The organism is bacterium (assembly GCA_040753555.1).
GTDB lineage: Bacteria > UBA9089 > UBA9088 > UBA9088 > UBA9088 > JBFLYE01.
The window spans coordinates 1-9,071 of sequence record JBFMDZ010000086.1; the positions used below are offsets into that span (position 1 = coordinate 1).

Below are 9,071 nucleotides of genomic sequence, written 5' to 3' on the forward strand. Positions count from 1 at the left end.
GATATTGGACATTGGAAATTGGACATTTTTTTGACATTTGAACTTGGGATTTGGGATTTATTATAGAATGGATGAATTTTAAAACAGCCAAACATATAAAATACGATATACTGAATAGTTACAAATAAATAAATTAAATCAGAAATCTTAAAATCCAAAATTTTATGTTAGACACCCTTCTTATCAATCAGGAACGGCTTCCACCACAAGCACTTGATGCTGAAATATCCCTCCTTGGGGCTATGCTAATGGATAGGGAGGTAATCAATGAGGTGGTTGAGCTTTTAAGAGAGGATGATTTTTATAGGGAATCCCATAGAAAGATATATAAAGCAATGCTCAATCTCTGGGAAAGGAATGAGCCTGTTGACCTTGTTACTCTATCTGATGAGTTAAATAAAAGCGGTTCTCTCTCTATAATTGGTGGTGCAACATACCTTACAGGACTAATTTCCTCTGTTCCACCATCTTCCAATGCACCCTATTATGCAAAGATCATCTCCCAAAAAGCAGCCTTAAGAGAGCTTGTCTTGGCTGGTCAACAAATTACAAGGATGGGCTATGAACAAATTGGCGATGTCTCTGATATTTTAGACAAATCCGAACAGCTTGTTTTTAACATTGCCTCAAAAAAGGTAAAGGGTGGATTTATATCCATAGGAGATATGTTAAAGCCAGAAGATATTGAGGCTCTGTGTGCCCATAAGCCACATATAACAGGGATTCCCACAGGTTTTGTTGACCTTGATGAGCAAACAGCAGGCTTTCAGCCATCAGACCTTGTTATTATTGCTGGAAGGCCATCTATGGGAAAGACATCTTTAGCCCTTTCTATTGCCCAGCATGTTGCTATTAAAGAAAAAACAGCGGTTGGCATATTTTCATTTGAAATGAGTCAGGCTCAGCTTGTTATTAGGCTTCTATGTGCTGAAGGTCGTGTTGATGCCCATAGATTAAGGATAGGCCAGCTTAAAAAGGATGAGCTTCCAAGGATCTCTTTAGCAGCTGGAAATTTAAGGGAGGCAGAGATTTACCTTGACGATACAACGCCTATGACTGTCATTGAGATGAGGGCAAAGGCAAGGAGGCTTAAGGCAAAAAATAATATTGGGCTTCTTATAATTGATTATTTGCAATTGATAGAGGGAAGAAGGGACCTAGAGAATAGGCAGCAAGAAATATCAGAAATATCAAGGTCTCTTAAATCTCTGGCAAAGGAGCTAAATATTCCCATTGTTGCTTTATCCCAGCTATCCCGTGCAACAGAGGTTCAAAGGAGAAAACCCCAGCTTTCTGACTTAAGGGAATCTGGGGCAATAGAGCAGGATGCGGATGTTGTTCTCTTTGTCTATCGGGAGGAATATTATAAACCCACAGAAGATAATGAAGGCATAGCAGAGGTAATTATTGGAAAGCAAAGGAATGGACCAATAGGAACCGTAAAGCTTGCCTTTCTAAAACAATATGCAAAATTCGAAAATCTTTCAAGGATTAAGGAATAATAAAAACTTAAAACTAAAAAATGTGGTTATATTTTTAATTAAATCTTTACCACAATTTTGCATTTTGAGTTTTGCATTTTGAATTTTATTAAATGATTTCCTATTTCTTTGAAGAGCTGGGAAGGGTTTTTATCCTTACAAAGAGCCTTTTTATTATTTTTATAAAATCCATCATTGAGCAGAGGCTTATAAGAATAAAGAGGCCATTTTTTACTCCCACAACCCACAGGATAATCTCTCACCTTGTTGATGTTGGTGTAAATACCCTCCCTATTTTATTCATTGTCTCTTCCTTTTTTGGGATGGTTCTTGGCTATCTTGGATACAATCAATTTAAAAGAATAGAAATGGAGGTTTATACAGGAGCCCTTGTTGGTGCTTCAATGCTCACAGAGGTAGGGCCTGTAATTGTTGCTGTTCTTGTTGCAGGAAGGATAGGTGCTAAAGCAGCATCTACTATTTCTTCAATGAAGACAACCCAACAGATAGATGCTTTAGAGACACTAGCTGTCAACCCTTTGGAATACCTTGTCCTTCCAAGGCTTATTGCTACAGCTATTATGATGCCAATACTGGGAATATTTGCTGATATTATTGGAATAATTGGGGGATATGTTGTTGGTGTTTGTATGTTTGATATAAAAAGCGACCTTTATATTACAAAAATGATAGACTTCTTAAAGGTATCTGATCTTACCTCTGGCTTGATAAAGACAATATTCTTTGGAATTATTATAATTATTGTAAGCTGTTATAAGGGCTTTAGGGCAAAAGAAGGTGCAACTGGCGTTGGAGAGGCAACAACATCGGCGGTTGTAACATCCATTGCCACTGTTCTGGTCTTTGACTATTTTCTTACGGTAATCTTATTTTGATGATTGGTAGATGATTATATGAATCAAGAATTAGCAAAGGTAATAAACATATATTCAACCGGAACCCATAACGAGTTAAGCAATTACTTAATTGGCAAATCAAAGGATACCCTCATTGGAATATTGGTTGATTTAATGACAATGTATATAAATGATAAAAATTCATCCACCATCCGAGAATTTATCACGGTTACTTTGGCAGGATATGAACATAAAGAAGGGAAAATAGGTTATAATGGTTTTAAGCAAGATGTTTTTGTCCCTGGTAGAACCATAAAATGTGAGGCAAAGCCCAAGAATGTAGATACCAACTCAAGACCATTAAGAAAACTTAATGGCGGAGGAAATTTTACCGACTATACCTTTGAGAGATTGGAAAGAGACAGAAAAGAGAAAAACCTAAATGTGCTAATAAGCGGGTTTGTAGACGGAAAGCTCATTTATATACTTGAATTCCCCTTTAATTATCCTAAATTTACAAAACATTTAGAGGGGCAATTGCTAAAAAGATTTAAAGGGGGTAGAGATATTACAGGGCAATTCCTAAGAAGCGCCAATTTTGATTACAAGTATTTTATTGACTCTCCCAATTTGAAGATTATCTACATTTTAAAGAAAGATAAATTAGAGGGATATAAACCTTACATTGTCAAAGATTTCTATGAATTTTTAAAGAAAAAAGCAAAATGAATAAAGAGGAATATCTAAATAAAATTATTCAGGGAGATGCTTTGTCTATTTTAAAAACATTGCCCGATGAGATTGTTGATCTGGGAATAACCTCACCACCCTATAACAAAGGTGAAGATAAAAGAGGATGGCTGGTTAAAAATGTCCAATATTCAGGTGCAACAGATAAATTACCCGAGGATTTATATCAGAAAAATCAAATAAATGTTTTAAATGAGATTTTTAGAATTACTAAACCTCGTGGTTCTTTTTTCTATAACCATAAAATCAGGTGGGAGAAGGGGGAAATGCTTCATCCAATGGATTGGTTAAGAAAAACAAGGTGGACAATTAAACAAGAGATAATTTGGGATAGGATGATTGCAGCAAACATAAGGGGATGGAGGTTTTGGCAGGTTGAAGAAAGGATTTATTGGCTTTATAAACCCGAAAGGAAAAATTTAATCGGTGAGGAATTAAAGCCAAAGCATGCTTTATTAAGCTCAATATGGAGATTTCAGCCCGAGCAAAAAAATCCCCATCCCGCACCATTTCCCCTAGCACTTCCAATCAGGGTAATCTATTCTGTTATGGATGAAAATAAGGGAATAATCATTGACCCCTATTGTGGAAGTGGAACTACTTTGGTTTCAGCAAAGATACTGGGGCAGGATTTTATAGGCATAGAAATGTCGGATGATTACATTAAATATGCCAAAAATAGATTGGAGAACTATAAGAATGAGATAAAATATGCCCATTATGAAAAATTACAACATATAGTAACAAAGACATTTAAAGAAAGAAAAGAGAGGGGGGAATTTACTGGCAGATACAGAAAAAATAATACAATAAATATCCCAGAACAAAGAACATTAGAATTGTTTGAGGATGTTAAGGTTTCCTCAATTGGAATGATGGGAATATAAATGGATGATTAAAATAGAGGATATTTATAAAAGCTTTAGGAAAAATGAGGTATTAAAGGGTGTATCCCTTAATATAGAGGAAGGAAAGACCTATGTTATCTTGGGAAGGTCTGGTTGCGGAAAAAGCGTTCTTTTAAAGATAATTACAGGCCTGATGAAACCAGACAAAGGAAGGATAATTATCTTTGGGAAAGACATAGCAAGTATTTCAGAGGATGAGCTTATAAAGACAAGGCAGATGTTTAGCGTTGTATTTCAAGAATCTGCACTTTTTGATTTTCTAAATGTCTTTGAGAATGTTGGATTTTTTCTTATTGAGCATACTAATTTAAATAAGGCTGATATAATGGCTAGGGTAAAACATAGTCTCTCCCTTGTTGGTCTTTCAGGCATTGAAAGCCTATATCCTGTAAGCCTTTCTGGAGGGATGAAAAAAAGGGTTGCTCTGGCAAGGGCTATAATTACGAATCCAAAGATAATCTTATACGATGAGCCAACCACAGGGCAAGACCCTATTACAGGGTCTGAGATAGGCTATCTTATGAAAGACCTCTCAAACAGGCTTAATGTTACATCCATTGTTGTAACCCATGATATAGCCCTTTCTTATTCTATTGCAGATAGAATATCTATGCTTTACAATGGAAAAATTATTATTGAGGCAATGCCAGATGAAATAAAACAAAGCAATAATCCTCATATTAGGCAATTTATCACAGGAGGGAAAGAAGGATGAAAGATGAACTAAAAATAGGCATATTTGTTGGAATTGGCCTTTTTATATTGGCTTTTCTTATTATTGCCATTGGTGATGTAAAGATTGGCCAGAAAGGATATACCTTTACCATAAGGTTTAATTATGTATCTGGGATTAGGGATGGTGCACCTGTAATGGTCTCTGGAATGGATGCAGGCGTTGTAAAGGAGCTTTATCTTAAGAATAATAAGGTGTATGTAAAGGTATGGGTAAAAAAGGATGTAGAGATTCCATCTGACTCAATGGTTACTGTAAATACACTAGGCCTTCTTGGAGAGAAATATGTTGAGATAACCCTTGGAAAAAGCCTCTCTAAAGTAAAAAACGGCGATTTTCTGGTTGGTATTAACCCGGTAAATATCTCTGAAATTCTTGAAAGGTCAGAAATTGTTGTCTATAAGATGGAGCGAACAGTAACAATCATTGATAAGCTTATGGGAGAAAAGGAAGTGTTAGAAAACCTTGAAAACTCCCTTAAGAACCTTGCTATAATTACAAAGGATTCATCAGACATTATATCGGGAAATAAGAGAGAAATCATCAAAGCAATTAACAACATTTCCATTGCTTCAAAGGCTATTGCTGATATAACAAAGGAGAATAAGGAGAATATAAGGTCTTGTATTGTTGAATTAAAGGAAGCATCTTTATCTTTACAAAAAACAGCAAAGTCTATAGACAGGGAGACTTTATCAAACAGTATCAGCAATTTTAATAAAGCAACAGAAAGGTTTAATAAAATTGCAGGGGTCGTAAAGCCAGATGAATTAAAATCTGCAATATCTTCCTTTAATGAAGCAGCTGATAACTTAAATACAATTTTAAAGAAAAATGAAAAATCCATCTCAGATGGTGCATCTTCATTTAACAAGGCTATGACTGATTTAGGAAGGCTGATTAAAGAGGTAGAAAAGGGCTCTTCAAATATAACAGAAGCTTCAAAATCCCTTTCAAATACAGGAAAAAACCTAGAAGAGCTATCAGCTGACCTGAAAAAGAATCCCTGGAAGCTGCTTAAAAAGCAATAGTGTATTGTGTATGAAGGGAGGTTGTTTTATAGGAATATTCCTATTTGGAGCAACCCTCCTTTTTATATTTTCCTTGCAGGAAAATTTTACTAGAAAATTCCTTTACAAAATCTAATAAGTTATCTATAATTTAACTTAGAATGGCAGAAGAAGCATCAATTACAAAAGAAGAATTAGACGCCCTTCTTGGTGAGATGGGAGGAAAGGAAAAAGCTATCTCGCCAATTGAGGAAGAAAGGCTTGAAAACATCTATAGTGGAGCAATGCTTTCTGCTACAGAGGTTCTTTCCAAGGTTCTAAATAAACAGGTAAAAATAGAAAACCCAGATGTAAAAACCCTAACATCTGAAGAATTAGAAACAGAGCTTCCAAAAAATGCTATTGTTGTTGAGACAGAACATACAGAAGGATTAAAGGGAATGACCTATATGATTTTATTAAAAGAGCATGGTGCGACAATGGCAGACCTAGCAACAGGAGGGGACGGAACAAAGCCACCAGAGGAGCTAACAGAGGTATATCTTGGTGCCCTTGCTGATGCAATAGGAAAGATGATTGAGGCGGCAAATTCTTCTTTATCAACAAAGCTAGGAAGGCAAATTTTATCTACCCATCCTCCAAAGGTAAGAATTATTGACTTTGAAAAGCAAAAGACAGAGCTTGATATACTAAAAGAATCCCAGCTTGTAAAGATAAATTACAACCTTAATGTTGGCGATCTATTTGAAGGAGATTTCATTCAGCTTGTCCCTGTTGATATGGCAAAGCCCATTGTGGAAGGTATAGAAGAAAAAGAAACTCCATCTGTAATTCCTACAGGCCCTGTCCAATTTGCAGAAGCCCGTCCAACTATGCCAGAGATGCCATCCAATATCCAGCTTTTAATGGATGTTCCTGTTGAAATAAGTGTAGAGCTTGGAAAGACAAACAAAAACATCTCTGACCTTTTAAAGATAGGAGAAGGGTATATAATGGAGCTTGATAAAATGGCAGGCGAACCTGTTGATGTATTGGTTAATGGAAGGCTTGTCGCAAAAGCCTCTGTTGTTGTTATTGATGAGAATTTTGGGGTAAGGATAACAAGCATTATAACGCCAAAGGAAAGGCTTTCTTCTCTACAATGAAAACCCTTCCCCTTGCGGCTACACCAACATTTACCCTGGCATCGCCATCTGATATTAACATATTCTGGATTATTATAAAAATTGCTTTATATCTTGGATTTGTTGCTCTTCTTGCTTTTCTTATTGTTTTTGTTTTCAAAAGAAAAAGAAGGCCTTCTGAGGAAGGTATTATCCAGGTAATCGCTATAAAAACAATTGCACCAGGAAGATATATCCAAATTATTGAGATTCTGAATAGAATCCTTATACTTGGTATAGGTGAAAACATTAATCTCCTTTCCGAGATAAAGGATAAAGAGGAAATTGACCTTATAAAAGCAGAATTGAGCAAAGAAAGGGGAAGGAAAAATCCAGATATTCCATTTGCAAACTACCTCTTTAAAAAGAAGATAGATTTTCTTGAGACAGAAAGTGAGAGGTTAAAAAATATAGAAAAATGAATGCACAAGCACCAGGAATTTTATTTTCTCTCTTTCCATTTATCATCATTATAGCCCTATTCTATCTTTTAATAATTATGCCACAACAAAAAAAGGATAACGAGCATAAGAAGATGATTAATAGCTTAAAAAAGGGTGATAAAATTATAACAATAGGTGGAATTTGTGGGACAATTTATGATGTAGGTGAAAAAAGTATAATTTTAGAAATTGCTCCAAAAATAAGGATTGAATGCCTTAAAACAGGAATTTTGTCAAAACAATAAATCAAAATAAGGTGTAATAACAGAAATTGGTCTTCCCTTGAGTTTCCAGCCTTCAAATGGTGTGTTTTTTCCCTTTGATTTAAAATCCTCTTTTTTTACAACCCATTCATTTTTTAAATCAATAATGGTAAGATAGGCTTCGCATCCCTCTTTTGTTTCTCTTTGTAACCCAATTATCTTGGAAGGATTCTTTGCAAGCTTTCCTATTGCATCTATTAACGAAAGATAGCCTTTATTCACAAGCTCTGTTAGAACAAGGGAAAGGCAGATTTCAATTCCTGATATCCCTGGTTTATCAAAAGCCATAGGATGGGGTGCATGGTCTGTTACAATTATATCTATTGTTCCAGAACAAAGCCCTTCTATTACAGCCTCTTTATCCTCTTTTGTCCGAATAGGAGGCTTTACATTAAAGGCTACATCACTCAATGTAAAATGGTGTGGCGTTGCCTCACAGGTTATACATTGGCTTTCTTTTTTTGCCTGTTTTACTAAAGATATTCCATCCTTTGTGCTTATATGTGCAATATGAAGCCTGGATTTTGTATCTAAGCATAAGGATATATTTTTCTCAATTGCCTTTGGCTCAGATGGAATTTCACAATGGAGGATAACAAGGAGGTCTAGCTCGGATGCTATATCCATTGCATCCTTTAGGAGGGATTTATCCTCTAGCTCTGCTCCATCATCAGATATGGCAAATATTCCGCTATCCTTCATCCCTTTTATGTCAGAAAGCCTTAATTGTCCCATTTCTTTTGCAATGGCACCTATAGGAAAAACCTGGATCTTGCTTTGTTTTTCTTTAATCTTTCCTAATATTTTTGGGTTATCTATAGGAGGGTCTGTATTTGGCATTATGCAAATGGTTGTAAATCCACCAGATATTGCTGCTTCTATCCCTGATTCTATTGTTTCCCTTTCATTTTCCTTAAATGACCTTATATGTGTATGAAGGTCAATAAGGCCTGGGGTGATAATTTTATCTCTACAATCAAAGGTTTTACAGCCAAGAAAAGAAATATTCCTTTGAATTTTTGTAATCTTTCCATCGCTAATAAGAATGTCAAAATTATCACCAAATCCCAAAACAGAGCCATTTTTGAGTAAAAGCATATGTTTAGCTGTTTCAATTATAGTATCTTTCCTAAATCTTCGCAATTTGTAACTATAGAAATTCCCCAATTTTACTAAAACCTTTCATAGGGCTTAAATTTATGGTTATTGAAAAATATTAGAATAATCCTCCCCCTTTCCCCCTTTAGTGAAGCGAGAACTCTATTTTTATTGTGCTTTTTATGAAGGTTTAAAAAAACTACAATCCGTAAACAGCCTATTTATCTTTTCTTTATCATAAGCCTAAATACAAGGCAAAGAATTTTAGTGTTATCTTTACACCTTTCAAGTATGTGTTTAGGTAGACGAGAAGAAGAAAGGAAGTTAAAATGAAAGAAAGCACGAAATCCGAAGCACGAAGCACG

Annotated in this window: 10 protein-coding genes; 9 read left to right on the plus strand and 1 reads right to left on the minus strand. The window is 35.4% G+C overall.

From position 1 onward, the window contains the following. Window positions 1-164: 164 nt before the first annotated feature. The 9 genes from dnaB (at window position 165) to yajC (ending at window position 7,590) form a co-directional block, all read left to right on the plus strand. Window positions 165-1,502 carry a replicative DNA helicase gene (gene dnaB, locus AB1630_07785; protein MEW6103693.1) on the plus strand — a complete coding sequence of 446 codons (1,338 nt, stop codon included), beginning with the start codon at window positions 165-167 and terminating at the stop codon, window positions 1,500-1,502. A 92-nt stretch (window positions 1,503-1,594) separates the two neighbouring features. Continuing rightward, window positions 1,595-2,377, plus strand: a complete 783-nt coding sequence (locus tag AB1630_07790) for an ABC transporter permease (protein ID MEW6103694.1) — start codon at window positions 1,595-1,597, stop codon at window positions 2,375-2,377. 18 nt (window positions 2,378-2,395) lie between these two features. Then, the gene (locus tag AB1630_07795; protein ID MEW6103695.1) at window positions 2,396-3,067 is read left to right on the plus strand and encodes a hypothetical protein; all 672 of its coding nucleotides are present in this window, start codon (window positions 2,396-2,398) and stop codon (window positions 3,065-3,067) included. Further along, a complete protein-coding gene (locus tag AB1630_07800; protein ID MEW6103696.1) occupies window positions 3,064-3,975 on the plus strand; it encodes a site-specific DNA-methyltransferase in 912 nt (303 codons plus the stop codon). The genes AB1630_07795 and AB1630_07800 overlap by 4 nt, the downstream gene beginning before the upstream one ends. A 4-nt stretch (window positions 3,976-3,979) precedes the next feature. Next, window positions 3,980-4,711: an ATP-binding cassette domain-containing protein gene (locus tag AB1630_07805; GenBank protein ID MEW6103697.1), complete on the plus strand. Its 732-nt coding sequence runs from the start codon at window positions 3,980-3,982 to the stop codon at window positions 4,709-4,711. Further along, window positions 4,708-5,760: an MlaD family protein gene (locus AB1630_07810; GenBank protein MEW6103698.1), complete on the plus strand. Its 1,053-nt coding sequence runs from the start codon at window positions 4,708-4,710 to the stop codon at window positions 5,758-5,760. Before AB1630_07805 ends, AB1630_07810 begins: the two co-directional genes overlap by 4 nt. 140 nt (window positions 5,761-5,900) lie before the next feature. After that, complete coding sequence (fliN, locus tag AB1630_07815; GenBank protein ID MEW6103699.1) at window positions 5,901-6,884, plus strand: flagellar motor switch protein FliN; 984 nt, start codon at window positions 5,901-5,903, stop codon at window positions 6,882-6,884. Next, entirely contained in the window at window positions 6,881-7,324 is a 444-nt protein-coding gene (locus AB1630_07820; protein ID MEW6103700.1) for a flagellar biosynthetic protein FliO, read from the plus strand. The genes fliN and AB1630_07820 overlap by 4 nt, the downstream gene beginning before the upstream one ends. After that, entirely contained in the window at window positions 7,321-7,590 is a 270-nt protein-coding gene (gene yajC, locus AB1630_07825) for a preprotein translocase subunit YajC (protein MEW6103701.1), read from the plus strand. Before AB1630_07820 ends, yajC begins: the two co-directional genes overlap by 4 nt. On the opposite strand, the gene AB1630_07830 is transcribed toward yajC, so the two are convergent. Next, entirely contained in the window at window positions 7,579-8,751 is a 1,173-nt protein-coding gene (locus AB1630_07830) for a dihydroorotase (protein MEW6103702.1), read from the minus strand. The genes yajC and AB1630_07830 overlap by 12 nt on opposite strands. Window positions 8,752-9,071 lie beyond the last annotated feature (320 nt).

Excerpts from the sequence above, each read along its gene's own strand:
- fliN (MEW6103699.1), top strand. The coding sequence starts at position 5,901 with ATGGCAGAAGAAGCATCAATTACAAAAGAAGAATTAGACGCCCTTCTT.
- AB1630_07800 (MEW6103696.1), top strand. The coding sequence starts at position 3,064 with ATGAATAAAGAGGAATATCTAAATAAAATTATTCAGGGAGATGCTTTG.
- AB1630_07820 (MEW6103700.1), top strand. The coding sequence starts at position 6,881 with ATGAAAACCCTTCCCCTTGCGGCTACACCAACATTTACCCTGGCATCG.
- dnaB (MEW6103693.1), top strand. The coding sequence starts at position 165 with ATGTTAGACACCCTTCTTATCAATCAGGAACGGCTTCCACCACAAGCA.
- AB1630_07795 (MEW6103695.1), top strand. The coding sequence starts at position 2,396 with ATGAATCAAGAATTAGCAAAGGTAATAAACATATATTCAACCGGAACC.
- AB1630_07805 (MEW6103697.1), top strand. The coding sequence starts at position 3,980 with ATGATTAAAATAGAGGATATTTATAAAAGCTTTAGGAAAAATGAGGTA.
- AB1630_07790 (MEW6103694.1), top strand. The coding sequence starts at position 1,595 with ATGATTTCCTATTTCTTTGAAGAGCTGGGAAGGGTTTTTATCCTTACA.
- AB1630_07810 (MEW6103698.1), top strand. The coding sequence starts at position 4,708 with ATGAAAGATGAACTAAAAATAGGCATATTTGTTGGAATTGGCCTTTTT.
- yajC (MEW6103701.1), top strand. The coding sequence starts at position 7,321 with ATGAATGCACAAGCACCAGGAATTTTATTTTCTCTCTTTCCATTTATC.